The following is a 24153-nucleotide window of genomic DNA, read 5'->3' as shown; positions in this document are numbered from 1 at the left end:
TCGCATGAAAACGCCCCTCGCAACGAATCAACGTCACGAGGGGCGGTCTGCTATACCGGGCGCGTGGCACCGGTACCGGGGGAAACCTTTCAGGCGGTCTTGCGGACCGGGGCGTTGCCGGAGCGTTTGGCGATGAATGCGGCGCGGCGCACACCGCGGGCCCATGGCATGACGGTGTCGGTCTTGGCCGCTGTCTCGACAACGGATTTGATGAAGCGCGGGTTCTTTTTCATGGCTTTGTTCCTCTTCGGGTCACGCGGGCATTGTTGCATCCACTATCGCAGTGCAATCGGGCCGGTTTTTGACCGTGGGCGAGAAACTTGTGGGATTTTGGCGGGTTCGAAGGGCGCTTTGGGGCGCCCTTGCCATACTTCAAAAAACGTTAATTTCCGGTGGTTTGCGGGGTTCTCAGGAAACAATGGCGCTGTTTCAGGCGGATCGGCTCAAATTTGGCAACAGCAATGCGGCGCGAAACGGGCAGGCTTTGCCGCAATCTCGCCCCGTTCAGAGGGTGATCGCCGAGAGCAAGCGGCCATAGTCCGCTTCTTTGGCATGGGTCGTGCGCCGGTAGGAATAGAATCGCGCGGCATCGGCGTAGGTGCAATGCCGCGTCCATTCCGCATGGCCCACGCCTGCCGCGCGCAGCCGGTTCAGGCCAAAGCCGGGCAGGTCGAAATGCAGCCGGTCGCCTTCGCCTTGGGCAAAGTAGCGGGCAAACTCGGGGTCGGCATTCATGAAGTTGTCCATAAACTCCGGCCCGACCTCATAGGCGCGCTGGCTGATCGATGGGCCGATCACTGCGGTGATCTTCTCGCGACTGGCGCCGAGATCGACCATCGCATCGACGGTCGCTTCGAGTATCCCGTCAAGCGCGCCGCGCCAGCCCGCATGGGCCGCGCCCACCACTCCGGCCTGCGCATCGGCGAAGAGCACGGGCTGGCAATCGGCGGTCAGGATCGACAGGGCGATGCCGGGGGTTTTGGTGACCAAGGCATCGGCGCGGGGTTTGTCGTCGTGCGGCTCCGTCACTGTGACGACAGTGGCGGAATGCACCTGATGCACGCCGACAAGATGGTCGGCAGGCAGGCCCATCGCCTCGGCGGCGCGGGCGCGGTTGATGCGCACGATTTCGGACTGGTCCGAGCTGCCGCTGCCGCAGTTCAGCCCGGAAAACACCCCCGAAGACGCGCCGCCACGGCGGGTGAAAAACCCGTGCCGCAAAGGCGCAAGCGCATCGGATGTCAGAATTTCGAGCGTCATACTTCTGTCCCCGGGGGCGGGGTCTGACCTTTTTGGTAAAGCCCCATCACTTTGAACAGGTTTCCCATTTCCGCCGGGTGCGTCAACCGTCGATGTGCGGCAATATGGTTGCTGAGCGCGTCACCGGTCAGCGCCTCGGCCAGTTTCTGCGCGCGGGGGGTGATGCCCAATCGCTCCAGAAAAACGCCTTGGGTGACCACGCGGCTATGGGGGCAGGGGCAGGCGCGGGCCAGCGCCTCGAAATCGACATGGGCGGTCAGATCGGCGCGCCCGGGATTGGCGAGGGGATCGGCAGGGCTGTGGTTCTCCAGCGCTTGCAGCGTGTCACCCAAGGCGCGCCAATCGCCATAGTCGATGATCAGCCCCGCCCCGCCATGGGCCGCGATGCGTTTGCCGATCTCTTGCATGATCTCCGCCGCCGGGGCGCAAAGCTCAACAAGGTCGCCGTCTTTCGTATCCTCCAGCCGATGGGCAAGGGCAGGCTGTGGGGTCACGGGGCCGAGGCCAAAGGTCAGCGCCCCCTCTGCCGCGCCCACCCGGCGCTCGGCCCAGCCTGCGCCTTGGCGGATGAATTGCCGGATTGGCAGGGCATCGAAAAACTCATTGGCGATCAGGAACAGCGGCGCATCTGGGAGGTCAGCGGCACTCTCGGCCCAAGTGACCTCGGCCCCTCGCAACGTCTCGCGCTGCACGTCGCGTAAAGAAGGAGAGGCTTCGACCAGCGTGACCTGCGCCGCGTCCTGAAACCCCGGCACCCGCGCCGTGGCGCGCAGAATATCGGCCATCAATGTCCCCCGGCCCGGCCCAAGCTCGGCCAGTGTGAAGGGGGAGGGCGCGCCCTGATCCAGCCAGCTTTGCGCCAGCGACAGGCCGATCAATTCGCCAAACATCTGGCTGATCTCGGGGGCGGTGATGAAATCCCCCTCCGGGCCGAAAGGCGCGCGGGTGGTGTAGTACCCCCAGTCGGGATGCAGCAGGCAGGACTGCATATAGGCGTCCAGCCGCATCGGCCCTTCCAGCGCGATCCGGGTGAGCAGATGGTCCTTCAGGCTCATGCCTGCCGCCGCGCTCGGGTGATGAGGAAGACGCCCACGGCGATCATCGGCAGCGACAGGATTTGCCCCATGGTCAGCCCCCAGCCGCCGATATGCCAAGCCAGCCCCAGCGGGTTGCCGGGGGTGACGAATTGCGCGTCGGGCTGGCGCAGGAACTCCACCGCGAACCGTGCCGCGCCATAGCCCGCAAGGAAGGTGCCACCGATTAGCCCCGGCATCTTGAGCGCCCCGCGTTTCCACGCCATCCAGATCAGCACACCGCCCAAGAGCAGCCCCTCCAGCAGCGCTTCATAGAGCTGCGAGGGGTGGCGCGCACAGATGCCCGCCACGTCTGGGCAGAACTGCGCCGCCTCACCGGGGAAGGCGACGCCCCAAGGCAGATCGGTTGGCCGGCCCCAAAGCTCGGCATTGATGAAATTCGCCAGACGCCCCAGAAACAGCCCCGGTGCCAGCCCCAGACAGACCATATCCCCGGTCGAGATCACCGGGATGCGGTGCCGCCATGTATAGAAAAGCCCGGCCAAAATGACCCCGAGCGCCCCGCCATGAAAGGACATGCCGCCCTCCCAAAGCTGCAAGATGGCCGCAGGGTTCGACAGGTAATAGGCCGGCTGATAGAACAGGACATAGCCCAGCCGCCCGCCAAGGATCACACCCAGAATGACCCAAAACAGCAGGTCTTCGACCTGACCGGGCTTCATCACCGGCGTGTCGTTCTTCCACAGTTGGGGACGTTTGACCGCCGCGGTGGCGATGCGCCAGCCCAGCAGAATGCCCACGATATAGGCCAGTGCATACCAGCGCAGCGCGAAGGTGGAACCAAACAGGGTCACCGAAAAGATTTCCGGCGCGATATCGGGGAAGGGGAGCATGGCTATCATGCTGCTGATTGAGCAAGGCCGCGCGGGGAAGTCAACCTTGCGAGCAAGGGCTGCGCGCCCCATATAGAGGCTAACAAACCTCCGGAGGCCAGACATGCAGACCCGCAATAAGTTTTTCGACGATGTTTCACAGATGATGACAAACGCGATGGGCGTCGCTCAGGGCGCCAAGGATGAGGCCGAGACCGCCTTCAAGGGAATGCTCGACCGCTGGCTCGCCGATCGTGATTTCGTCACCCGTGAGGAGTTCGACGCGGTGCGTGCCATGGCGCAGAAGGCCCGCGAAGAGAACGAAGCGCTGAAAGCGCGGCTCGACAAGCTCGAAGCCAAAGACTGAACCCGATAGAATTCGATCAGCCGCCCCAGGCCGGGGCGGCGATCCCCCGCGTGGACAGAGGCCGTTTGCGGCCCGTCGCGCCCTCTCCCTCCAATTTATAGACGATTTCCGCGATTTACCCACAAGTTATTGCGGTTATCCCCTATCAATTGTGGTTATCCCCAAGAAAAAACTTGCCAGACTGTTCCGCTGCAAGCACCATATATTGTATAGGTGATGTGAACCTACACGCCTATTTGTGCAGGCTTCCATGCATGGTGGGCCAAGTCCCGCCCCGTGGAACAGATTGAGAGGTGGCGAAATGGCCCTGTCCGAGCATTACCTTGAAGAAGAAATCCACCCCATTGATATCGTTGAAAATCTCGCGGCCCATCACGATTGGGAATTCGACCGCGTGGCGGATGACCAGATCGCCATGGCGGTCGAGGGGCAGTGGCGGACCTATTCGATCACGCTGGCATGGTCAGCTTACGACGAAACGCTGCGGCTGATCTGCACCTTCGAGATGGAGCCTCCGGCTGAAAAACTGCCGGAACTTTACGAATTGTTAAACCTCGTCAACGATCAATGCTGGGCGGGGGTCTTCAGCTTTTGGGCCGATCAGCAGTTGATGGTCTACCGCTACGGGCTGGTTTTGGCGGGCGGACAGGTCGCGGGGCCAGAGCAGATCGACACGATGATCGGTGCCGCCGTCATGAGCGCGGAACGCTACTATCCTGCGCTGCAATTGCTCGTTTGGGGCGATCAATCCCCAAAGGCCGCGATGGACGTCGCCATTGCAGAGGCTTACGGCCGGGCGTAACAAAGTCCCCGAACAACTTCGGGGGATAGGATGAAAGACGGGAGAGTGGCACGCGACGGTCTGGTTTTGCTGGGCTGTGGCAAAATGGGATCGGCCATGTTGGAAGGCTGGCTGGCGCAGGGGCTGCCGGCAAGCTCGGTTTGGGTCGTGGACCCGAAACCGTCCGATTGGCTGCAAGGCACCGGCGTAAACCTGAACGCCGATCTGCCTGCCGCGCCGGCAGTGGTGCTGGTGGCGGTCAAACCGCAGATGATGTCGGATGCGCTGCCGACGCTTCAGGCGATGGGCAATGGTGAGACGCTGTTCGTCAGCGTCGCGGCGGGCACGACCATCGGCTATTTCGAAAGCGTCCTCGGCGGCGACACGCCCATTGTGCGGGCCATGCCCAACACGCCTGCTGCCATCTCCAGAGGGATCACCGCCATCGTCGGCAACGCCAAGGCGGGCAGCCGGTCTTTGGATGAAGCCGAAACGCTATTAAGCGCGGTGGGTGAGGTCGTCCGCCTGACCGAAGAGGCGCAGATCGACGCGGTTACTGGGGTCAGCGGCTCGGGCCCGGCCTATGTCTTTCACATGATCGAATGCATGGCCGCCGCCGGTGTGGCCCAAGGCCTGCCCGAGGAATTGGCGATGCAATTGGCCAAGGCGACGGTCGCCGGGGCAGGGGCGCTGGCGATGCAGGCTGAAGAGGACCCGGCCCAGCTGCGCGTCAACGTCACCAGCCCCAATGGCACGACCCAAGCGGCGCTTGAGGTTTTGATGGATGAGGCCGACGGTTTCCCGTTCTTGCTGAAACGCGCGGTTGCCGCCGCGGCGGACAGATCGCGGGAGCTGGCCAATGGCTGAGATCACTTTCGACGATTTCCTGAAGGTCGATATTCGCGTCGGCACCGTGACCCGGGCCGAAGCCTTCCCCGAAGCGCGGAAACCGGCGATCAAACTCTGGGTAGATTTCGGCGAGGAGATCGGCGAGCGTAAGACCTCGGCCCAGATCACCGCGCATTATACGCCGGAGACGCTGGTGGGGCGGCAGGTCGTGGCCGTGGTTAACTTCCCCGCGCGCCAGATCGGGCCTTTCATGTCCGAGGTGCTGGTGCTCGGCCTGCCCGACAAGGACGGAGAGATCGTGCTTTTGTCGCCCGATCAAAAAGTGCCCGAAGGAGGGCGGATGCATTGAAAAAGATATTGATTGCCAGGCCTTTGCCCAAGGAAGTCACCGAAGCGTTGAAGGGCTGCGAAGTGACGGTGCGCGAGGAAACCGCGCCGCTTTCGGGCGAAGAAATGCGCGCCGCGCTGCGCGACTATGACGGGGTGATGCCGACCCTGGGGGATGCTTTCTCGGCCGAGGTTTTTGCCGATGTGCCCGAGCCGCGCTGCAAGATCCTCGCCAATTTCGGCGTCGGTTATAACCACATCGACGCGGCAGCGGCCCGCGCGGCGGGGGTGGAGGTGACCAACACGCCCGGCGCCGTCACCGATGCCACGGCGGATGTCGCCATGACGCTCATGCTCATGTCCGCCCGCCGCGCTGCCGAAGGGGAGCGGCTGGTCCGCTCCGGCGCTTGGGCCGGTTGGCACCCGACGCAGATGCTGGGTTTGCATTTGACCGGCAAACGGGTCGGCATCGTTGGCATGGGCCGGATCGGGCAGGCCATCGCGCGGCGCTGCCATTATGGTTTCGAAATGCAGGTCAGCTATTTCAACCGCAGTGAGAAAGACCTCGATTTTCCCGCCACCCGTGTCGAAAGCCTGCCCGCGCTGGCCGAAGCCGTGGATGTGCTCGTCATCGCCGTGCCCGGCGGCGGCGAGACGCGGCATCTGATCGATGAAACCGTTCTCGGCGCGATGCAGCCCCATGCCCATCTGATCAACATCGCCCGCGGCGATGTGGTGCAGGAGGCCGCCTTGATCGAAGCCCTGCAAGCGGGGCGCATTGGCGGTGCGGGTTTGGATGTCTATGAGTTCGAGCCCAAGGTGCCGCAGGCGCTGCGTGATCTCGACAATGCTGTGCTGCTGCCGCATCTCGGCACGGCGGCGCATGAAGTCCGTGTCGATATGGGGCTGATGGCGGTGGCCAATCTGCAAGCCTTCATCGACGGAGAGACCCCGCCGAACCGGGTTTAACCGTCGCCCACAGCGGCGCGCCAGTGTTTGCGGCAGAGCGAGACATAGGTCTCGTTCCCGCCGATCTGCACCTGCGCGCCGTCCCGCATCGCTTGCCCTTCGGCGTCGCGGCGCACGACCATCGTGGCCTTCTTGCCGCAATGGCAAATGGTGCGCACTTCGCGCATCTCATCGGCCAGCGCCAGCAGGGTGGCGGAGCCGGGGAAAAGCTCACCCCGGAAATCGACGCGAAGGCCAAAACACATGATTGGCACGCCCAGATCATCCACCGCACGGGCCAGTTGCCAGACCTGCTCGACCTCCAGAAACTGCGCCTCATCGACAAAGATACAGGCGCAGGGGCCTTGCTCCAACCGGGCTTCGATCTTGGCCAAAAGGTCTTCGCCCGGGGCGAAAGTATCGGCCTCTTGCCCAATGCCGATGCGGGAGGCGATGCGCCCTTCGCCCGCGCGGTTGTCGAACTGCGCGGTGAGCAAAAAGGGCACCATGCCGCGTTCCACATAGTTATGCGCCGCTTGAAGCAGCACCGTGGATTTACCGGCGTTCATGGTGGAGTAATTGAAGTAGAGCTTTGCCATGGGCAGGGTGTTACGCCGCCCATGACAGCGGATCAAGATGCAAACCCCGCCCTGATCTTAGGGCCGGGCGCCGCGGGTTAGCCGCGCTTTTTGACGATGACGGAGCCTACGGAATAGCCCGCCCCGAAGGAGCAGATCAGTCCAGTGTCGCCGTCTTCCAGATCGTCGGAGTTCTTGGCGAAAGCGATGATCGACCCGGCGGAGGAGGTGTTGGCGTAGTCCTGAAGAATGTTGGGCTGTTCGCCCGGCTCAGGCTCCCGCCCCAGCACTTTGCGCCCGATGAAATCGTTCATCGACTTATTGGCCTGATGCAGCCAGATGCGCTTGAGGTCGGCGGACTCCAACCCGTTGTCGGCCATATGCCCGCCGATATGGTCGGCCACCATGGGTAACACTTCCTTAAACACTTTGCGCCCATTCTGCATGAACTGCATATCGCGCCGGTCGCTCAGCCCATCGGGGCGGGAGCGGCGGAGGAAGCCGTTGTTGTTGCGGATGTTGTTGGAATATTCGGTCGCGCAGCGGGTCGAGATAACGTCGAAACAGGGGCCGTCGACATCTTCGGCGCGTTCCAGCAGCGTGGCGGTGGCCACGTCACCAAAGATGAAGTGGCAATCGCGGTCACGCCATTCGAGGTGGGCTGAGCAAATCTCGGGGTTCACCACGAGGGCGGAGCGGATGGAGCCGGAGCGGATCATATCCGCCGCTGCCTGAATGCCGAAAGTGGCCGAAGAACAGGCGACGTTCATATCGAAGGCAAAGCCCTTCACGCCAAGAAGCTTCTGAATCTCGATGGCCACGGCAGGATAGGCGCGCTCGAGGTTGGAGGCGGCGCAGATCACCGCGTCCACATCCTCGGCGCTCTTTCCAGCGGCGGCGAGCGCCTTTTGCGCGGCATCAATGGCCATTTCGGCCATGAGGGAAGGTTCCTCATCCGCGCGCTGGCGCAGCAGGGGGTGCATCACATTGGGGTCCAGCACGCCGGATTTATCCATGACATAGCGCTGTTCGATGCCGCTGGCTTTGACGATGAACTCTTCCGAGGAATGCGCCTTGGCCTCTAGGGTGCCCGCTTCGATCGCCTCGGCATTTTCGGCATTGTAGAGGTCGGCATAGGCGTTGAAGGCTTCGACCAGTTCGGCGTTGGTGATGGTTTGCTGCGGCGTGAAAACGCCCGTACCGGTGATGGCGGCTTGATACATCGGTGTGATCCCTTTCTCTCCAACGGCATGGCTGGTCTGATAAAGCTGAGCAGCCCCGGGCGAATTGCAAGGGCCGTTGTCATGTCGGTGCACTTTGATGCAGGGGGCAGCAAGGTGCAGGTTCCATACTTTAGCGAAACCGCGCAGGACTTGCCACGGCTTTGACGGGGCAGACGTGTGAATGCCGCTACAGTTGCGAATTTTGATCGCCCCGGCCCCCGCGCGCTGGCTTGACTATGCAACCGGAAGCGCGCAGTGATTGAGCATTAGCAATCATTAATTGAACGAGAACAGTCAGGGTTTTTTTGAGGCAGCGGCCCCTCCGGCGCGTGATTTACAGGTCCACCATCCGCGGATGCCGCAGCCTAAAGCACAGAATTTGCTTACGGATTCAACCTCCGAAAAAGAGAGGTGTCATGAGGCGCAGTATTATCAGTCGAATGCTTTGCGAGCGGGCAAAGCGTTTTCGCAAGGACGAGGGCGGCGGCATGCTGGTCCTCATGTTGGTCGTGTTTTTCGGGATCACGATCTTTGGCGGGCTGGCCGTGGATCTGGCGAACCACGAGCGGACGCGGACCACCTTTCAGACCCATCTCGACAATGCCGTGCTGGCCGCGGCGAGCCTGTCGCAAGACCTCGACCCTGAAGAGGTCGTGCGCAGCTACCTGACATCGGCGGGGCTCGATCCTTCCGAGGTGGTGATCGACTCGAGCGAAGAAAAGATCGGCGGCATTCTGGTGGGGCGCACCGTCGAAGCCTCGCTCCCTGCCGGGCTGAACACCTATTTCTTCCGGTTTTTCGACATCGATTCACTCGGGATGACGATCAGTTCTGAGGCGACCGAACGGGTTGAGGACATCGAGATTTCGCTGGTGTTGGATGTGTCGGGGTCGATGGGGGAGAGGACCAGCGACCGGAGCGGGATCAAGTTGACCCTGCTGAAGAATGCGGCCATCGACTTTGTCGATACGATCCTAAGCGATACCGAAGAGGGACGCGTATCGATTTCGATCATTCCCTATTCGACCAAGGTAAATGCGGGAGAAGCTCTGCTGGGCCAATATTCGACAACCACCGAACATAGCTATTCCCACTGCGTGGATTTCGATGGGAATGACTATGGTTCCTTGGCGATCGACCCCCAACAACAGATGCAACGGACAGGGCACTTCCAGTTCCAGAGCATGTCGAGTTCCAACCAGGAAAGGGGCCAATGGGTTTGCCGTAAAGACGCAGGTTTTGAAATTACTCCTCTGTCAGACTCGGTCGCGGCGCTGAGATCGCAAATCCTCGCTTTGACCGCCGAAGGGTCGACGTCGATCGACGTTGGTGCGAAGTGGGGGCTGGCCTTGCTTGACCCCTCCGCACAGGGGCCGGTGAGCGGCTTGATCGACGCCGGTCTGGTCCCGCAGGAGTTTCAAGGCCGCCCGCACCCGCACGGGGCTGATAACAGCATGAAGGTTCTGGTGCTGATGACGGATGGTGAGAACTTTCCGGAATACCGTCTTGAGCCTGAGTATGCCTCTGGCGAGTCGGATGTGATCCGCACCGATTACGGGTCGGTGGTGTTCTATACAGTGGAATCTGCCGAACGCTCCAACGAATACGACGGGGATAATTCCTATCCTGAAGACTACTTTTATGCGACCCACCCTTGGGGCTCTGATCGTAGGTGGGATGATTACACGCTGCTCAACCACCCCAGTCTACGGGACTATAGGGATCAAGGGCAGGAAGAACGGCTCGACTGGCCCGAGGTTTGGGCCGAGATGTCCCCTTATTACTACGGCTATAACCTCTATGGCCGACGGCGGACGACAAGTTGGTGGGGCGGATCGCAGACTTGGAGTTCGCGCGCGAATAGTTTTTGGAACAACATGCACGACACCATCAGCGCGAACGAGAAAGACCGCCGCCTGCGTCAAATCTGCGGCGTCGCGAACACGGCTGGCGTCGTGGTCTATTCCATCGGCATGGATGTCGACAGCACCAACTCCCTCAGCCTTCTGAAAGACTGCGCCTCTTCCGAGGCCCATTACTTCGACGTTCAGGGTCTCGAAATCCAAACCGCCTTCGACATGATCGCGGCGTCCATCTCTATGTTGAGGCTGACGAAATGATCCGCTTCGTCAAAGACCGCTTTCGCCGGTCCGAGGCGGGCGGGGTCACCATCGAGTTCGTCATCCTTTTGCCGCTCGTCTTTTACTTCTTCTTCCTCGCGCTTGAGACGGGCCTGTGGAGCGCGCGTGAGATCATGCTGCGCCGGGCCACGAATTTGGCCGTGCGGGACGTGCGTTTGGCCACCGGTTCTGTGCCAGGCTATGACGCGATGAAGGCGCTGATTTGTGAGCGGTCGGTTTTCGATGCGGGCTGCATCGAGAATATCCGGATCGAGATGCGGGCCATGCCGATTGCCGACTGGGCTGATCTGAGCGGGGCTGCCCCCTGTGTTGACCGGGATGAGGATTTCGACCCGGCAAATGGCTTTCTGCCCGGTCAGCAGAACAACCTGATGATGATGCGGGTCTGTCGTTTGTTCGATCCGCTTTTGCCGGGGACAGGCTTGGGCCGGAAATTGCCCGAAGGGTCGGATGGCACATATGGCGTGCGGGTCACCACCGCTTTCGTGACGGAGCCGCGCGGATGAGGGGGGGCGTATTCAAAGGTTTCGTCCGGTCGGAAGAGGGCAGCCAGACGATTGCCTTTCTGGTTCTGCTGCCGTTGTTGGTCTGGTCGATCATGGCGATGCTGACCTTTACCGATGCCTTTCGGGTCCGCGGGATGGCGACCGATGCCACCGCCGTCATCGCCGACAGCCTGTCGCGGCAGACGACGCCGATCAACGCCGCTGATCTCTTGGGCCTGCAATCGGTGGCGGAGCAACTCACCGGTTACGAAGTCTCTCTGCGCGTCACGCAGGTGCGGTGCATTCTGAATTGCGACAGTCTGGACCGCCGGATTTTGGCGGTGGATTTCTCGCAAGGCATCGGGCTGGACAGCCTGCTCGATCTCGACTTTATCGCGGGGCTTTCGCGCGAGCGGGTGCCGCTGATGGCCAATGGTGACCGTCTGGTGCTGGTGGAGACTTCTTTCATGCACGAGCCGATTGCGCAGATCGGCTTGGAGGGCACGGAGGTCAACGTCTCGCATGCCACGCGGATGCGTTTCGCGCCTCAGCTTTGCTGGATCCGGTGCATCATCAGCTAAGCGGGCACCGATGCCCAAATGCGAAAGGGGCTGCCCGATGGGCAGCCCCTTTTTCTTATCCCTGAAGCGCTTTCACGCCGATCGCATCCTCGGCCTGCGCCTTGATCGCCAAGGCGGCGGCATGGGCGCCTGCGGCGGTGGTGAAATAGGGGATCTTGTCATAGAGCGCGATGGAGCGGATCGACTTGCTGTCTTCGACCGCCTGCGCGCCTTCGGTGGTGTTCATCACCAGATGCACCTCGCCGTTCTTCATCATATCGGTGATGTCGGGGCGCCCCTCATAGACCTTGTTCACCACATCGCAGGCATGGCCATTGGCGGTGAGCCATTCCGCCGTGCCACGGGTGCCGATGAGGGTAAAGCCTTGGTCCAGCAGAATTTTCGCCGCATCCAGCATGTTCTGGCCCTTATCCGCATCCTTGACCGACAGGAAAGCGCAGCCCTTGCGCGGCAGCGGGTTGCCCGCGCCCATCTGCGCCTTGAGGAAGGCGCGGGGGAAGTCGCGGTCCCAGCCCATGACCTCACCGGTGGAGCGCATTTCTGGCCCCAGCAGCGTGTCGACGCCGGGGAAACGGGCGAAGGGCAGCACGGCTTCTTTGACCGAGAACCACGGCATGTTGGGGTCGGCCAGCGTCATCGGGTCGCCCAAGGGCAGCGTGTCTTCATAGGCGGCCTGATCGGGGTAGGCGGGGCGCTGCGGGAAGTTCGAAAGCGGCTCACCTGCCATGATCCGCGCGGCGATCGAGGCGATGGCGCTATCGGTCGCCTTGGCCACGAAGGGCACGGTGCGCGAGGCGCGGGGGTTCACCTCGATGAGGTAAATCTCGCCGTCCTTCACCGCGAACTGGATGTTCATCAAGCCTACGACGTTGAGCGCCTTGGCCAGCGCGCGGGTCTGCTCTTCGACCTCTTCGATCACCTCACGCGGGAGGGAGTAGGGCGGCAGTGAACAGGCGCTGTCGCCGGAGTGGACGCCCGCCTCTTCGATGTGCTGCATGATGCCCGCCACATGGACATTCTCGCCGTCGCAGAGCGCGTCGACGTCAAGCTCCACCGCGCCCGACAGGTAGCTGTCGAGCAGCACCGGGCTGTCGCCCGAGACGACGACGGCGGTGGTGATGTAGCGCTCAAGGCTGGCCTGATCGCGGACGATCTCCATCGCACGGCCGCCCAGCACGTAGGAGGGGCGGATCACCAGCGGGAAGCCGATTTCCTTGGCGATCTCCATCGCCTCTGCATCGGAATGGGCGATGCCATTGCGCGGCTGTTTCAGGCCGAGGTTCAGCACAAGCTGCTGGAAACGCTCACGGTCTTCGGCCAGATCGATCATGTCGGGCGTGGTGCCGAGGATCGGGATGCCCGCTTCTTGCAAACCATTGGCAAGCTTCAAGGGGGTCTGGCCGCCGAACTGGACGATGACGCCGTGTAGCGTGCCGTTCTCCTGCTCGACGCGCAGGATTTCCATGACATGCTCAAAGGTAAGCGGCTCGAAATACAGGCGGTCCGAGGTGTCATAGTCAGTCGAAACCGTCTCGGGGTTGCAGTTGACCATGATGGTCTCATAGCCCGCATCCGTCAGCGCGTAGCAGGCGTGACAGCAGCAATAGTCGAACTCGATGCCCTGACCGATCCGGTTCGGGCCACCGCCGAGGATGACGACCTTCTTGCGGTCCGAAGGCCGCGCCTCGCATTCCGCCTCGCCCATCAGCGGGGTCTCATAGGTGGAGTACATGTAGGGTGTCTGCGCCTCGAACTCGGCGGCGCAGGTGTCGATGCGTTTGAACACGGCCTTGACGCCAAGCGCCAGCCGCGCGTCGCGGACCTGTGCCTCGCGGCTGTCGGTCAGCATGGCGAGGCGGGCGTCGGTGAAGCCCATCATTTTCAGCTCGCGGAAGGTATCGGCATCGCTTGGCAAGCCGTTTGCGCGAACGCCTTCCTCGGCCTCGATGATCTCGCGGATGCGGGCAAGGAACCACGGGTCGAACATCGTATGCGCGTGCAGATCGTCGTCGGACATGCCGTGGCGCATCGCTTGGGCGATGGTGCGCATCCGGTCGGGCGTGGGCGCCGACACGGCTTTGATGAGTGCCGCCATATTCTCGGGCGCGTCGCCGGGCAAGTCACTGTTAAGGCCAGCGATTTCGACTTCGTCAAAGCCTGTGAGGCCCGATTCCATCGACGCCAGCGCCTTTTGCAGGCTCTCGTGGATGGTGCGGCCAATGGCCATGGTCTCACCCACCGATTTCATCGCGGTGGTCAGGTTCGGCTCGGCGCCGGGGAATTTCTCGAAGGCGAATTTCGGGATCTTGGTGACCACATAGTCGATGGTCGGCTCGAAGGAGGCGGGGGTGACGCCGGTGATGTCGTTGTCGAGCTCATCCAGCGTGAAGCCCACGGCGAGCTTTGCGGCGATCTTGGCGATGGGGAAGCCCGTGGCCTTGGACGCCAGCGCGGAAGAGCGCGACACGCGCGGGTTCATCTCAATCACCACCATGCGGCCATCGGCAGGGTTCACCGCCCATTGCACGTTGGAACCACCGGTCTCCACCCCGATCTCGCGCAGCACCGCGATGGAGTGGTTGCGCATGATCTGGTATTCTTTGTCCGTGAGTGTCAGCGCCGGAGCCACGGTGATGCTGTCGCCGGTGTGCACGCCCATCGGATCAATGTTCTCGATGGAGCAGACGATGATCGCGTTGTCGGCGGTGTCGCGCACCACCTCCATCTCGTACTCCTTCCAGCCGAGCAGCGATTCATCGACGAGGATCTGGCCCATGGGCGAGGCATCCATGCCCGAACGGCAGTAGAACTCATAATCCTCGCGGTTGTAGGCCACGCCGCCGCCGGTGCCGCCCATGGTGAAGGCGGGGCGGATGATCGCGGGCAGGCCGACGTATTCAAGCGCTTCGAGCGCGAGATTCACGCCGGCGGCGAGGTCTTTCTTACCGTCTTCGCGCATGGGGGCGGTGACGATGGTGGCCTTGGGGTTTTCGATGCCCAGACGGTCCATCGCTTCGCGGAACAGCTTGCGGTCTTCGGCCATCTCGATGGCCTCGCGCTTGGCCCCGATCATCTCGACGCCGAATTTTTCTAGCACGCCCATTTCTTCGAGCGCGAGCGAGGTGTTCAGCCCGGTCTGGCCGCCCATGGTGGGCAGCAGCGCGTCAGGGCGTTCTTTTTCGATGATTTTGGCGACGATTTCGGGCGTGATGGGCTCGATATAGGTGGCGTCGGCGAGCCCGGGGTCGGTCATGATCGTGGCCGGGTTGGAGTTGACGAGGATGACGCGGTAGCCTTCCTCTTTCAGCGCTTTACAGGCTTGGGCGCCGGAATAGTCGAACTCGCAGGCTTGTCCGATGACAATCGGCCCCGCACCAATGATCATGATCGACTGGATGTCGGTACGTTTCGGCATGGCGGCCCCCTAATTTTGCAAATTGTCCTGCCTTATAGGGATGGCGGCACGGGCTGCAAGGGGGGAATGGCTTTGACGGCCCCAGAAATAAGGGCGGGGCCGCCGGTTCAACCTTTGCGGGCGCTATGCAAGGGCGATCCGCCGGGGCGGAAGCGGTCAGCCCGCGGGCGCGACCCCTTCGGCGTTTAGAAAGATGCGCAGCGTGGCTTCGAACTCGCGCGGTTTCTCTGCGTGCAGCCAATGCCCCGCGCCGGGGATTTTGGCAAAGCGCGCTTGTGGGAACAGCGCCTTGATCGCATCGCGATGTTCGGGCTGCACATAGTCCGAGGCACCGCCCGACAGAAACAGGGTCGGCCCCACGAACTGGCCGGTCACATCCTCGGGCCAGCCGATGATCTTGGGCATCTCCGCCTCAAGCGCGTCGAGGTTCAGCCGCCAGCGCTTGCCGGGCAGGTCGAGCGATTGGGTGAAAAAGCTCTGCAACGCGCGCTCCACCCCCGCCTCGGCCAATTGCGCCTCGGCGTCCGAGCGGCGCTCGACTTCGCTTAGGTCCACGCCGCGCATGGCGTCGATGAACATCTGCTGCGTGTGGCCATAGGTGACGGGCGCAATGTCGGCGACGATCACGCGACGCAGCAGGTCGGGCCGGGTCAGCGCCAGCATCATCACCGCTTTGCCGCCCATGGAGTGGCCGCAGATGTCCACCGGGCCGCCCAGATGCGTGATCACCTCGGCCAGATCCTGCGCCATTTCGGGGTAGCTGTGGGTGTCGTGATGCGGGCTGCTGCCGTGGTTGCGCATGTCGACGGTGACGACATGACGCGCGTCCGCGAGGCGTTTGGCGATCACGCCCCAGTTGCGCCCAGAGCCATAGAGGCCATGGACAATAAGCAGGGTCGGGCGGTCGGCGGCGGCTTCGCCATATTCGGTGTAGTTCAACATGCGGGCAAATTACGGGCATTGCAGCCCGGGGACCAGAGCGATTAGATGCGCCCATGATTGACCGGCAAGATTTCAACACCCGCGCCGAGGCGCTGCGCCCCCTGTTTGAGGATCGGCTGCGCATCAAAGCCCGCGATCTGCGCGAGGCGTTTCACCGCGCCGGGCCGGAACTGCCGCGCGGCATTCGTGGTGACGGGGTGTTGCTCAGCAAGACCGAGCATTTGGTCGGCAATCCCCACATTGCCCGTCAGTTGGAAGATGCCCCGGTGTGGGCCGCCTTCAACCGGGTTGCAGCGCATTTGAAAGAGATCGACCCCAAAGCCCGGCGGCGCGGCATCATCCTTGACCGTTTGGCCGGGGTGGCCTTCAACATCCTTGTGGTCATCGTGGGCTTCGTGATCTGGCTTTGGTGGCGCGGCTACGTGTAAGCCGCCGCGCCTTTGGGCTCAGGCCGGGTCGTAATCCGCGTCCGATACCTTTTCCATCCATTCGACCGCTTCACCGACCTGTGCCTCTTGCAGGGCGATATGGGTCATGGCGCTGTCGGGCGCGGCCCCGTGCCAGTGTTTCTCACCGGGGCCGAACCAGACGACATCGCCTTTGTTCAGCGTCTGCACCGGGCTGCCTTCGGTCTGGGCGCGGCCTGTGCCTTCGGTGACGATCAGGGTCTGGCCCAGAGGGTGGACATGCCATGCCGTGCGCGCGCCGGGCTGAAAGGTCACCGTCACGCCGCGCAGGCGGGCAGGGGCCGGGGCCGAGATCAGCGGGGTCATCTCGACCTCTCCGGTGAAGTAATCGTCGGGGCCGGGTTCAGAGGGGCGGCTGCCCTTGGGGTGAATGATCATGTGGTTCTCCTTTGCAGAAGAATGTGGCGCGGGGAGGGGGGATCGGCAAGGGGGGCTGTCTGGCGATGATCGCCCGGAAACAAGGCGCTTTGCGCCGCCGGGCAGCGCCCGACCGCCCCATGGGCGGGCGCTTTTGCTGCCGGGCACATCACCTTGGCCGCACATCATGATTGAGAAATAAAGCGGTAGGAACGCAGGTTGCGATGCCCACCCGCGGTCGGGCGCCGCCCGGCCGGAGGGTAAAGTGGCCCCCGCATCGCTGCGAGGGCCAGAGAGCTTACAGGTTCGGATACATCGGGAAACGCTGGCACAGCGCTTCGACCTCGGCTTTCACCTTGGCCTCGACCTCGGCATTGCCATCGGCACCATTGGCCGCCAGCCCATCGACCACTTCGATGATCCAATCGGCGATCTGGCGGAACTCGGCCTCACCAAAGCCGCGTGTCGTGCCCGCAGGGGAGCCGAGGCGGATGCCGCTCGTCACCATCGGCTTTTCCGGGTCAAACGGCACACCGTTCTTGTTGCAGGTGATATGCGCGCGACCCAGAGCCTTCTCCGTGTCGTTGCCCTTCACGCCTTTGGGGCGCAGATCGACCAAGACAACATGGGTGTCGGTGCCATGGGTCACGGTGTCGAGGCCGCCTTTGATCAACTGATCCGACAGCGCCTGCGCATTGGCGATGACCTGTTTGGCATAGGCTTTGAACTCAGGCTGCTGCGCTTCGCCAAAGGCCACGGCCTTGGCCGCGATCACATGCATCAAGGGGCCGCCCTGAATGCCGGGGAAAATGGCGGAGTTGATCTTTTTCGAAATCGCCTCGTCATTGGTCAGGATCATGCCGCCGCGCGGGCCGCGCAGGGTCTTGTGGGTCGTGGTCGTGGCCACATGCGCATGGGGGAAGGGGGAGGGATGCTCACCCGCTGCCACGAGGCCCGCGAAATGCGCCATGTCGACGAGCAGATAGGCACCCACGCTGTCGGCAATCTCGCGCATCTTGGCAAAGTCGATCTGACGCGGGATGGCAGAGCCACCGGCGATGATCATCTTGGGCTGATGCTCTTTCGCCAGTTCGGCGACTTGGTCGTAATCCAGCAGATTGTCCTGTTTGCGCACACCGTATTGCACCGCGTTGAACCATTTGCCCGACTGGTTCGGTTTGGCCCCGTGGGTCAGGTGGCCGCCGGCATCAAGGCTCATCCCCAGAATGGTGTCGCCGGGTTGCAAAAGCGCTGTGAAGACACCTTGGTTCGCTTGGCTGCCGGAGTTCGGCTGCACATTGGCGAACTGACAATCGAACAGCGCGCAGGCGCGTTCGATGGCAAGGTTCTCGGCCACGTCGACATGCTCACAGCCGCCATAGTAGCGCCGCCCCGGATAGCCTTCGGCGTATTTGTTGGTCATGATGCTGCCCTGCGCCTCAAGCACCGCAGCCGAAACGATGTTCTCGCTGGCGATCAACTCGATCTCGTCGCGCTGGCGGCCCAGTTCGGCATCGATCGCAGCAGCGAGGGCGGGGTCGGAATCAGCGAGAGATTTGGTGAAGAAATCGGACATCAGGGGATCCTCATTGGAGCTGGTTTCGCGTGTTGCCTATCGGAAACCCGGCCTGAGGTGAAGGCTGTAAACCGACAGGTTGCAAGATATGTGCGTCAACACTGGTGGCGCACGGAATAATGTGATTGTTTTGGCCCCAAACGCCGATGATCGGAAACTTCGCCGGAATGAGCCTGCTGACATGTCCTTAAAGATCGCTTTTGTGGCCAGCCGGGCCAGCGTGGCACAGACGGCGCGGGCCGCTTTGATCGGGCGTTATGGCGATGTGCCACTGCGTCAAGCCGAGGTGATCGTGGCGCTTGGGGGCGACGGGTTCATGCTGCATACGTTGCACAGCACCCAAGACATGGACGCGCCGGTCTATGGGATGAACCGGGGCACCATCGGCTTTTTGATGAACGCCTACCGAGAGGGCGACCTGCAAGCGCGGTTGGCGGCGGCGGAAGAGGCGGTGATCAACCCTCTGGTCATGCGCGCCACCCATATCGACGGGACGATTTCGACCGCGCTGGCGATCAACGAGGTGTCTTTGCTGCGCGCGGGGCCTCAGGCGGCCAAGCTGCGCATCACGATCGACGGGCGTCAGCGGATGGAGGAACTGGTCTGCGATGGGGCGCTGGTGGCGACGCCTGCGGGCTCCACCGCCTATAACTACTCGGCCCATGGGCCGATCCTGCCCATCGGTTCTGACGTTTTGGCTTTGACCCCGATTGCCGCTTTCCGCCCGCGCCGCTGGCGTGGGGCCTTGTTGCCGAAACGGGCCACGGTGCGTTTCGATGTGCAAGAGCCGCAAAAACGCCCCGTGATGGCCGATGCCGACGGCCAGTCGCACCGCGATGTAACGACGGTCGAGGTCTCGTCCGACCCCAGCGTCAGCCACCGGATCCTCTTCGATCCCGGCCATGGGTTGGAAGAGCGGTTGATCTCGGAACAGTTCAACTGACCGGTAAGGGCGGCGCCTTTCCGCCGCACCTCGCGCCCGCCGGAACCCTGACTTCGCGCCAGCGTTGAGCCTGCAAGAGCGGGATCCTCCCGCGTCTTAACAGCCGAAGAAAGGAGACCTAAGATGAATTGGGACCGTATCGAAGGCAATTGGAACCAGATGACCGGCGCGGTGAAATCGCAATGGGGCGATCTGACCGATGACGAAATCGCCGAAGCCCGTGGCAACCGCGAGCAGCTGGTGGGTAAGATTCAAGAACGCTATGGCATCGCCAAAGACGAGGCCGAGCGTCAAGTTGATGACTTCGCCGCGAAATACTGAGTTTTGTCGGCAGAATTAAAAAAGGCGACTCAGTGAGGGTCGCCTTTTGCGTTTCAAGAGAGGCTCAAGCCTCGTGCCACGCGCGGTCGCCCTTGTCGTCTTTGACACGAGTGGGCAGGCCGATGTCGTCGAGCAGACCGAAGAGGGGCTTGGGGTCCAACTCTTCGACATTGACCATGGTGGCGGTGTCATAGGTGCCATCGGCGATCAGCATCGCAAAGGCCACCGGCGGCACACCCGCGGTGTAGGAGATGCCTTGGCTGCCCACTTCGTTATAGGCGTCCTTGTGATCGGCGACGTTATAGACAAAGACCTCGACTTCTTCGCCGTCCTTCACGCCTTTCACCAGATCGCCGATGCAGGTCTTGCCGGTGTAGTTCGGCGCAAGGCTCGACGGGTCGGGCAGCACGGCTTTCACCACTTTCAGCGGCACCACTTCCAGCCCCTCGGCGGTGGTCACCGGCTGTTCGGACAGCAGCCCGAGGTTTTGCAGCACGGTAAAGACGTTGATGTAATGGTCGCCAAAGCCCATCCAGAAGCGCACGTCAGCCTGCGGGTAGTTCGCGGAAAGCGAATGCACCTCGTCATGGCCCGACAGATAGGCCTTCTGCTTGCCGACCACGGGCAGATCCCATTCGCGGCCCACTTCGAACATCTTGTTCTCTTGCCACGCCCCTTCCTGCCAGCTGTAGACCGTGCCGGTGAACTCGCGGAAGTTGATCTCAGGGTCGAAGTTAGTCGAGAAATATTTGCCGTGGTTGCCCGCGTTGATGTCAACGATGTCGATGGATTTGACCTCATCCATGAATTCATCCACCGCGAAACGGGCGAAGGCGTTGACCATGCCGGGATCGAAACCGGCGCCGAGGATCGCGGTCACCCCCGCTTCGGCGCAGGCCTCGCGGCGCTTCCACTCGTAGTTGCCGTACCACGGCGGGGTCTCGCAGATCTTGGTCGGGTCTTCGTGGATCGCCGTGTCGATATAGGCAGCACCGGTGTCGATGCAGGCCTGCAGCACGGTCATGTTTACGAAAGGCGAGCCCACGTTGATCACGATTTGGCAGCCGGTCTCCTTGATGAGCGCGGCGACGGCCTCGGTGTCCATGCCGTCAACCTCATGCGCCTTGAAGACGCCCTCCTGTTTCATCGCGCCTTTCTCATGCACGCTGGCAATGATCGCCTTGCATTTGGAGACCGTGCGGCTGGCGATATGCAAGTCACCCAAACGGTCATTATTCTGCGCGCATTTATGCGCCACGACCTGTGCGACGCCGCCCGCGCCGATGATAAGAACATTGCGTTTCATAGTGTTGACCTCTTTCCTTTTCACGACAGGGCGGCGGCGAAATCGTCATAGTCGAAATCGCGCACCATTCGGGTGGTTCCGTCCAACTCGCGCACCGCGATGCCGGGCATCTTCACGCCGTTGAACCAGTTTTTCTTGACCATCGTGTAACCGGCGGCGTCCTGAAACGAGAGCCGGTCGCCCGCCTTCAGCGGCGCATCGAAGCGGAACTCGCCAAAGATATCGCCCGCAAGGCAGGACTTGCCGCAGATCATCCATTCGTGGTCACCGCTGTCGGGGCTCACCTTCGCGGGCTCGCGGTAGATCAGCAGATCGAGCATATGCGCCTCGATGGAACTGTCGACGATGGCAAGGTTCTTACCGTTGAACATCGTGTCGAGCACGGTGACCTCCAGCGTCGCCGCCCCGGTGATCGCGGCCTCCCCGGGCTCAAGGTAGACCTGCACGCCAAAGCGGTCGGCAAAGGCCTTGAGCCGCAGTGCCAGATCGTCGAGCGGGTAGCCCTCGCCGGTGAAGTGGATGCCGCCGCCGAGGCTGATCCACTCCATCTTGTGCAGCACCGCGCCGAAGCGGTCTTCGATCAGGGTCAGCATCTCATCGAAACGGGCGAAGTCGTCGTTCTCGCAATTGTTGTGGAACATCAGCCCGCTGATCCGGTCGGCGACCGCGTCGATCGCTGCCGGGTCATGCTCGCCCAGACGGCTGAACGGGCGGGCGGGGTCGGCGAGATCAAAGTCCGAAGTGGAAACGCCGGGGTTCACCCGCAGCCCGCGGATGTGGCCCTGCGATTGCGCATCGAACTTGTCGAGCTGGCCGATGGAGTTGAAGATGATCTTGTCGGCATGGCCCAACACCTCGTCGATCTCATGCTCGGCATAGGCGACCGAATAGGCGTGGGTCTCGCCGGGGAATTTCTCGGCCCCGAGCCGCACTTCGTAAAGCGACGAGGAAGTCGAGCCGTCCATATACTCGGACATGAAGTCAAAGACCGACCATGTAGCAAAGCACTTCAGCGCCAGCAGGCAGCGCGCACCGGACAGCGCGCGGAGGCGGGCGATCTTTTCCATATTGTCGCGGAGATTGGTCTTGTCGATCAGGTAATAGGGTGTCTGCACGTCGAAAACCTTTCTGCGCGGCCGGAGGGCAAGCTCCGGGAAGGAAAAGACCCACTGAATGTGCTGTCGTGGTTGGCCCCGCCGGGGGGCATTTCCGGGGGCGCTTCGCATATTTTGCGCAAGCAACGCAATTGTAAAAAACGCGCGGGCTGGGCTGCGCGCGCGTTTCTGTGGGGGTAACTGTAGCGCCGGACAGGCAAAGGTCCACCGCCATGTGATTTTTGGTTAGCCCTGCGGGTAGCCGATGCCCTTCAGCGCCGTGCGGATTTCGTCCAAGATCGCCGGGTCGTCGATGGTGGCGGGGGTCTTGAAATCCTCCCCATCGGCGATCTTGACCATCGTCGCGCGCAGGATCTTGCCCGAGCGGGTCTTGGGCAGGCGGTCGACCACCACGGCCTGTTTGAAGGCGGCGACGGGGCCGATCTGGTCGCGCATCCGGGTGACACATTCGGCGACGATTTCCTCATGCGGGCGGTCGACACCCTTGGTCAGGCAGAGAAACCCGACCGGCATCTGTCCTTTAAGCTCATCGCTCACCCCCACAACGGCGCATTCCGCCACGTCGGGGTGACCGGCCAAGACCTCTTCCATCGCGCCGGTCGAGAGGCGGTGGCCCGCGACGTTGATCACGTCATCGGTGCGCGCCATGATCCAGACATAGCCGTCCTCATCAATCCGGCCCGCATCGCCCGTCTCGTAATAGCCGGGGAAAGTGCTGAGGTAGGATTTGCGAAAACGGTCTTCGGCGTTCCAGAGCCCCGGCAGGGTGCCGGGGGGCAGGGGCAGCTTGATGGCGATGGCGCCCAACTCTCCGGCAGGCAGGGGGTCGCCGCGCTCATCCAAGATCTGCACGTCATAGCCCGGCATCGGCACGGTTGGGGAGCCGACCTTGACCGGCAGCGCCTCAAGCCCCGCCGGATTGCCGACGATGGTATAGCCTGTCTCGGTCTGCCACCAGTGATCGTAGACCGGCTTGCTCAGTTTCTCCTGCGCCCATTCGACGGTATCGGGGTCCGCCCGCTCCCCCGCGAGATAGAGCGCACGCAGGCTCGACAGGTCGTATTTCTTGATCTCTTCGCCCTCGGGGTCTTCGCGTTTCACGGCGCGGATGGCGGTGGGGGCGGTAAAGAAGCTCGCCACGCCATGTTCCTCAATCACCCGCCAGAAGGTGCCCGCATCGGGCGTGCCCACGGGCTTGCCTTCGAACACGACGGTGGTGTTCCCGGCGATCAGCGGCGCGTAGCAGATGTAGCTGTGCCCCACGACCCAGCCCACGTCGGAGGCGGCCCAAAAGACCTCTCCCGGTTCGACGTTATAGACGTTTTTCATGGTCCAGTTCAGCGCCACCAGATGCCCCGCCGTGGGGCGCACCACGCCCTTGGGCGCGCCGGTGGTGCCGGATGTATAGAGGATATAGGCCGGGTGGTTCCCCTCCACGGGCACGCAGGGCGCCGGGCGCACGCCGTCTTGGGCGGCGTACCAATCGATGTCCCGCTCGGGGTTCAACTCGCAGGGTTTCTGGCCGCGTTGCAGGATGATGCAGGTTTCAGGCTTGTGGCTGGCCTGTTCAATGGCTCCGTCGAGCAGGGGTTTGTAATCCACCACCCGCGATGGCTCCACCCCGCAGGAGGCGGCGATGATCGCCTTGGGTTTGCAATCGTCGATCCGCACCGCCAATTCGCTAGAGGCGAAACCGCCGAAGACCACGGAATGGATCGCGCCGATCCGCGCGCAGGCCAGCATCGCCTCAACCGCTTCGGGGACCATGGGCATATAGATCACCACGCGGTCGCCTTTTTCCACGCCTTGGGCCACCAGCGCCCCGGCGAGCGAGGCGACATGGGCCTGCAACTCCCCATAGGTAAGGGTGGATTTGCTGCCGGTGATCGGGCTGTCATGGATGATCGCTACGCGTTTGCCGTTGCCTTGGTCGACATGGCGGTCGACGGCGTTGTAGCAGGTGTTCACACTGGCATCCGCGAACCATTCATAGATATGGTCGCCCCGGTCAAACAGCGCGCGCGTCGGCGCGATGTCCCAGTCGATCGCTTCGGCTTGCTCTAGCCAATAGGCTTCCGGGTCGGCTTTCCAGCGGTCGTAGGTGTCGCGATATCCCATGGTGTTCCTCCTCCTGTTGCGCTGTGCGGCAAACCCGCGGGCCGGGTATAGGTGCAGTGTCGCGCAATTATTTCCAGTCACTCTGGCCGCTTAGAAAGATTTCGGCAAGCGGAACGCTATTGTTCCTGTCAGTCGCGCCGCGTCATG

Annotated in this window: 24 protein-coding genes; 11 read left to right on the top strand and 13 right to left on the bottom strand. The window is 62.4% G+C overall.

Annotated elements, in window-relative coordinates:
- Positions 1-89: 89 nt before the first annotated feature.
- From ACGYK4_RS02530 to lgt, 4 genes are all read right to left on the bottom strand, one after another.
- The gene (locus tag ACGYK4_RS02530; RefSeq protein WP_271693082.1) at positions 90-233 is read right to left on the bottom strand and encodes a hypothetical protein; all 144 of its coding nucleotides are present in this window, start codon (positions 231-233) and stop codon (positions 90-92) included.
- A gap of 271 nt (positions 234-504) precedes the next feature.
- Positions 505-1260, bottom strand: a complete 756-nt coding sequence (gene pgeF / locus ACGYK4_RS02525) for a peptidoglycan editing factor PgeF (protein ID WP_394454953.1) — start codon at positions 1258-1260, stop codon at positions 505-507.
- Positions 1257-2315: a class I SAM-dependent methyltransferase gene (locus tag ACGYK4_RS02520; protein ID WP_394454951.1), complete on the bottom strand. Its 1059-nt coding sequence runs from the start codon at positions 2313-2315 to the stop codon at positions 1257-1259. Before ACGYK4_RS02520 ends, pgeF begins: the two co-directional genes overlap by 4 nt.
- Complete coding sequence (gene lgt / locus ACGYK4_RS02515; protein ID WP_394454950.1) at positions 2312-3196, bottom strand: prolipoprotein diacylglyceryl transferase; 885 nt, start codon at positions 3194-3196, stop codon at positions 2312-2314. Before lgt ends, ACGYK4_RS02520 begins: the two co-directional genes overlap by 4 nt.
- Positions 3197-3290: 94 nt before the next feature.
- Between lgt and ACGYK4_RS02510 the strand changes: the two genes are divergently transcribed.
- From ACGYK4_RS02510 to ACGYK4_RS02490, 5 genes are all read left to right on the top strand, one after another.
- Positions 3291-3533, top strand: coding sequence for an accessory factor UbiK family protein (locus tag ACGYK4_RS02510; protein ID WP_067267308.1), 243 nt, complete (start codon positions 3291-3293; stop codon positions 3531-3533).
- 301 nt (positions 3534-3834) lie between these two features.
- The gene (locus ACGYK4_RS02505) at positions 3835-4335 is read left to right on the top strand and encodes a YbjN domain-containing protein (protein WP_394454949.1); all 501 of its coding nucleotides are present in this window, start codon (positions 3835-3837) and stop codon (positions 4333-4335) included.
- Positions 4336-4365: 30 nt separating this feature from the next.
- Complete coding sequence (gene proC, locus ACGYK4_RS02500) at positions 4366-5181, top strand: pyrroline-5-carboxylate reductase (RefSeq protein WP_394454948.1); 816 nt, start codon at positions 4366-4368, stop codon at positions 5179-5181.
- Positions 5174-5512 (top strand): tRNA-binding protein, encoded by a 339-nt coding sequence (locus tag ACGYK4_RS02495; protein WP_209218245.1) that lies wholly within the window; start codon positions 5174-5176, stop codon positions 5510-5512. Before proC ends, ACGYK4_RS02495 begins: the two co-directional genes overlap by 8 nt.
- Positions 5509-6459: a 2-hydroxyacid dehydrogenase gene (locus ACGYK4_RS02490; protein ID WP_394454947.1), complete on the top strand. Its 951-nt coding sequence runs from the start codon at positions 5509-5511 to the stop codon at positions 6457-6459. Before ACGYK4_RS02495 ends, ACGYK4_RS02490 begins: the two co-directional genes overlap by 4 nt.
- Here the strand turns inward: ACGYK4_RS02490 and ACGYK4_RS02485 are convergent.
- On the bottom strand, positions 6456-7037 hold the full coding sequence (locus tag ACGYK4_RS02485) for a thymidine kinase (RefSeq protein ID WP_067267300.1): 582 nt from the start codon (positions 7035-7037) through the stop codon (positions 6456-6458). The genes ACGYK4_RS02490 and ACGYK4_RS02485 overlap by 4 nt on opposite strands.
- Positions 7038-7114: 77 nt before the next feature.
- Positions 7115-8239 (bottom strand): beta-ketoacyl-ACP synthase III, encoded by a 1125-nt coding sequence (locus ACGYK4_RS02480; protein ID WP_394454946.1) that lies wholly within the window; start codon positions 8237-8239, stop codon positions 7115-7117.
- 416 nt (positions 8240-8655) lie between these two features.
- Between ACGYK4_RS02480 and ACGYK4_RS02475 the strand changes: the two genes are divergently transcribed.
- From ACGYK4_RS02475 to ACGYK4_RS02465, 3 genes are read left to right on the top strand one after another with little or no spacing between them, the layout of a single operon-like run.
- On the top strand, positions 8656-10359 hold the full coding sequence (locus tag ACGYK4_RS02475) for a pilus assembly protein TadG-related protein (protein ID WP_394454945.1): 1704 nt from the start codon (positions 8656-8658) through the stop codon (positions 10357-10359).
- Positions 10356-10886: a TadE/TadG family type IV pilus assembly protein gene (locus ACGYK4_RS02470; RefSeq protein WP_067267295.1), complete on the top strand. Its 531-nt coding sequence runs from the start codon at positions 10356-10358 to the stop codon at positions 10884-10886. The genes ACGYK4_RS02475 and ACGYK4_RS02470 overlap by 4 nt, the downstream gene beginning before the upstream one ends.
- On the top strand, positions 10883-11446 hold the full coding sequence (locus ACGYK4_RS02465) for a TadE/TadG family type IV pilus assembly protein (protein ID WP_394454943.1): 564 nt from the start codon (positions 10883-10885) through the stop codon (positions 11444-11446). Before ACGYK4_RS02470 ends, ACGYK4_RS02465 begins: the two co-directional genes overlap by 4 nt.
- 55 nt (positions 11447-11501) lie before the next feature.
- On the opposite strand, the gene carB is transcribed toward ACGYK4_RS02465, so the two are convergent.
- Entirely contained in the window at positions 11502-14861 is a 3360-nt protein-coding gene (gene carB / locus ACGYK4_RS02460; protein ID WP_394454942.1) for a carbamoyl-phosphate synthase large subunit, read from the bottom strand.
- Between the two features lie 156 nt (positions 14862-15017).
- Entirely contained in the window at positions 15018-15803 is a 786-nt protein-coding gene (locus tag ACGYK4_RS02455; RefSeq protein WP_394454940.1) for an alpha/beta fold hydrolase, read from the bottom strand.
- Positions 15804-15856: 53 nt separating this feature from the next.
- On the opposite strand from ACGYK4_RS02455, the gene ACGYK4_RS02450 reads away from it, so the two are divergent.
- Positions 15857-16231, top strand: coding sequence for a hypothetical protein (locus ACGYK4_RS02450; RefSeq protein WP_394454939.1), 375 nt, complete (start codon positions 15857-15859; stop codon positions 16229-16231).
- Between the two features lie 18 nt (positions 16232-16249).
- Here ACGYK4_RS02450 and ACGYK4_RS02445 read toward each other — a convergent pair whose 3' ends face one another.
- On the bottom strand, positions 16250-16648 hold the full coding sequence (locus ACGYK4_RS02445; protein ID WP_322328270.1) for a cupin domain-containing protein: 399 nt from the start codon (positions 16646-16648) through the stop codon (positions 16250-16252).
- A gap of 277 nt (positions 16649-16925) precedes the next feature.
- Positions 16926-18203 (bottom strand): serine hydroxymethyltransferase, encoded by a 1278-nt coding sequence (gene glyA / locus ACGYK4_RS02440; protein ID WP_259945921.1) that lies wholly within the window; start codon positions 18201-18203, stop codon positions 16926-16928.
- Positions 18204-18384: 181 nt separating this feature from the next.
- On the opposite strand from glyA, the gene ACGYK4_RS02435 reads away from it, so the two are divergent.
- Entirely contained in the window at positions 18385-19146 is a 762-nt protein-coding gene (locus ACGYK4_RS02435; protein ID WP_067267283.1) for an NAD kinase, read from the top strand.
- Positions 19147-19269: 123 nt separating this feature from the next.
- Entirely contained in the window at positions 19270-19467 is a 198-nt protein-coding gene (locus ACGYK4_RS02430; protein ID WP_067267282.1) for a CsbD family protein, read from the top strand.
- A gap of 64 nt (positions 19468-19531) precedes the next feature.
- On the opposite strand, the gene ACGYK4_RS02425 is transcribed toward ACGYK4_RS02430, so the two are convergent.
- From ACGYK4_RS02425 to ACGYK4_RS02415, 3 genes are all read right to left on the bottom strand, one after another.
- On the bottom strand, positions 19532-20773 hold the full coding sequence (locus ACGYK4_RS02425) for a saccharopine dehydrogenase family protein (protein WP_394454938.1): 1242 nt from the start codon (positions 20771-20773) through the stop codon (positions 19532-19534).
- A 20-nt stretch (positions 20774-20793) separates the two neighbouring features.
- Positions 20794-21888: a carboxynorspermidine decarboxylase gene (locus tag ACGYK4_RS02420; RefSeq protein ID WP_394454937.1), complete on the bottom strand. Its 1095-nt coding sequence runs from the start codon at positions 21886-21888 to the stop codon at positions 20794-20796.
- A gap of 225 nt (positions 21889-22113) precedes the next feature.
- Entirely contained in the window at positions 22114-24006 is a 1893-nt protein-coding gene (locus ACGYK4_RS02415) for a propionyl-CoA synthetase (protein WP_394454935.1), read from the bottom strand.
- Positions 24007-24153 lie beyond the last annotated feature (147 nt).

This window comes from Sulfitobacter sp. 1A13368 (assembly GCF_043557275.1).
GTDB classification, from domain to species: Bacteria; Pseudomonadota; Alphaproteobacteria; order Rhodobacterales; family Rhodobacteraceae; genus Sulfitobacter; species Sulfitobacter faviae.
The sequence above is the reverse complement of the archived record's forward strand: the minus strand, read 5'-3'. Positions and strand labels throughout refer to the sequence as shown.

What these genes read in the sequence shown, in the direction of transcription:
- ACGYK4_RS02530 (WP_271693082.1), bottom strand. Translation starts at nt 233, where the DNA reads ATGAAAAAGAACCCGCGCTTCATCAAATCCGTTGTCGAGACAGCGGCC.
- pgeF (WP_394454953.1), bottom strand. Translation starts at nt 1,260, where the DNA reads ATGACGCTCGAAATTCTGACATCCGATGCGCTTGCGCCTTTGCGGCAC.
- ACGYK4_RS02520 (WP_394454951.1), bottom strand. Translation starts at nt 2,315, where the DNA reads ATGAGCCTGAAGGACCATCTGCTCACCCGGATCGCGCTGGAAGGGCCG.
- lgt (WP_394454950.1), bottom strand. Translation starts at nt 3,196, where the DNA reads ATGATAGCCATGCTCCCCTTCCCCGATATCGCGCCGGAAATCTTTTCG.
- ACGYK4_RS02510 (WP_067267308.1), top strand. Translation starts at nt 3,291, where the DNA reads ATGCAGACCCGCAATAAGTTTTTCGACGATGTTTCACAGATGATGACA.
- ACGYK4_RS02505 (WP_394454949.1), top strand. Translation starts at nt 3,835, where the DNA reads ATGGCCCTGTCCGAGCATTACCTTGAAGAAGAAATCCACCCCATTGAT.
- proC (WP_394454948.1), top strand. Translation starts at nt 4,366, where the DNA reads ATGAAAGACGGGAGAGTGGCACGCGACGGTCTGGTTTTGCTGGGCTGT.
- ACGYK4_RS02495 (WP_209218245.1), top strand. Translation starts at nt 5,174, where the DNA reads ATGGCTGAGATCACTTTCGACGATTTCCTGAAGGTCGATATTCGCGTC.
- ACGYK4_RS02485 (WP_067267300.1), bottom strand. Translation starts at nt 7,037, where the DNA reads ATGGCAAAGCTCTACTTCAATTACTCCACCATGAACGCCGGTAAATCC.
- ACGYK4_RS02480 (WP_394454946.1), bottom strand. Translation starts at nt 8,239, where the DNA reads ATGTATCAAGCCGCCATCACCGGTACGGGCGTTTTCACGCCGCAGCAA.
- ACGYK4_RS02475 (WP_394454945.1), top strand. Translation starts at nt 8,656, where the DNA reads ATGAGGCGCAGTATTATCAGTCGAATGCTTTGCGAGCGGGCAAAGCGT.
- ACGYK4_RS02470 (WP_067267295.1), top strand. Translation starts at nt 10,356, where the DNA reads ATGATCCGCTTCGTCAAAGACCGCTTTCGCCGGTCCGAGGCGGGCGGG.
- ACGYK4_RS02465 (WP_394454943.1), top strand. Translation starts at nt 10,883, where the DNA reads ATGAGGGGGGGCGTATTCAAAGGTTTCGTCCGGTCGGAAGAGGGCAGC.
- carB (WP_394454942.1), bottom strand. Translation starts at nt 14,861, where the DNA reads ATGCCGAAACGTACCGACATCCAGTCGATCATGATCATTGGTGCGGGG.
- ACGYK4_RS02455 (WP_394454940.1), bottom strand. Translation starts at nt 15,803, where the DNA reads ATGTTGAACTACACCGAATATGGCGAAGCCGCCGCCGACCGCCCGACC.
- ACGYK4_RS02450 (WP_394454939.1), top strand. Translation starts at nt 15,857, where the DNA reads ATGATTGACCGGCAAGATTTCAACACCCGCGCCGAGGCGCTGCGCCCC.
- ACGYK4_RS02445 (WP_322328270.1), bottom strand. Translation starts at nt 16,648, where the DNA reads ATGATCATTCACCCCAAGGGCAGCCGCCCCTCTGAACCCGGCCCCGAC.
- glyA (WP_259945921.1), bottom strand. Translation starts at nt 18,203, where the DNA reads ATGTCCGATTTCTTCACCAAATCTCTCGCTGATTCCGACCCCGCCCTC.
- ACGYK4_RS02435 (WP_067267283.1), top strand. Translation starts at nt 18,385, where the DNA reads ATGTCCTTAAAGATCGCTTTTGTGGCCAGCCGGGCCAGCGTGGCACAG.
- ACGYK4_RS02430 (WP_067267282.1), top strand. Translation starts at nt 19,270, where the DNA reads ATGAATTGGGACCGTATCGAAGGCAATTGGAACCAGATGACCGGCGCG.
- ACGYK4_RS02425 (WP_394454938.1), bottom strand. Translation starts at nt 20,773, where the DNA reads ATGAAACGCAATGTTCTTATCATCGGCGCGGGCGGCGTCGCACAGGTC.
- ACGYK4_RS02415 (WP_394454935.1), bottom strand. Translation starts at nt 24,006, where the DNA reads ATGGGATATCGCGACACCTACGACCGCTGGAAAGCCGACCCGGAAGCC.